Source organism: Streptomyces sp. SP17BM10 (genome assembly GCF_036322405.1).
Taxonomy (GTDB): Bacteria; Actinomycetota; Actinomycetes; order Streptomycetales; family Streptomycetaceae; genus Kitasatospora.
This window is the reverse complement of the sequence record NZ_JAQYXB010000027.1, coordinates 1-305: the sequence shown is the minus strand read 5'-3', so window position 1 is coordinate 305 and position 305 is coordinate 1. Positions and strand designations below refer to the sequence as shown.

The 305-nt window shown below is 81.3% G+C and carries 1 pseudogene; it reads right to left on the bottom strand.

The annotated features are described in order from the left end of the window. Nucleotides 1-305 (bottom strand): annotated as a pseudogene (locus PUR71_RS00085) (cellulose-binding protein); the annotation flags it as partial.

Sequence of the window (305 nt, the reverse complement as noted above, 5' to 3'; positions counted from 1 at the left end):
GCTGGCTGTCGTAGCGCAGGGCGGTGGCGTCGGTCTCGGCGTCGCCGCGGGTTCGGGCGGCGTCGGCGTCGGCCTCGGTGCGCACGCGCTCGGCGTCGGCCACCGCGGCGTCCCGGACGGGCTTCGCCGCGGCCTCGGCCTCGGCCCGCAGGGCCTCCGCGACGGTGCCTGCCTCGGCGCGCACCCGCTGCTCGAACTCGGCGGCCACGCGCCGGAGTTCGGCGGTCTCGCGCTCGGCGGCGGTGCGGTTCTCGGCGGCTGCCGCGCGGGCGGCGGCGAGCGCGTCCTGGCCCTGCTGCTCGGCG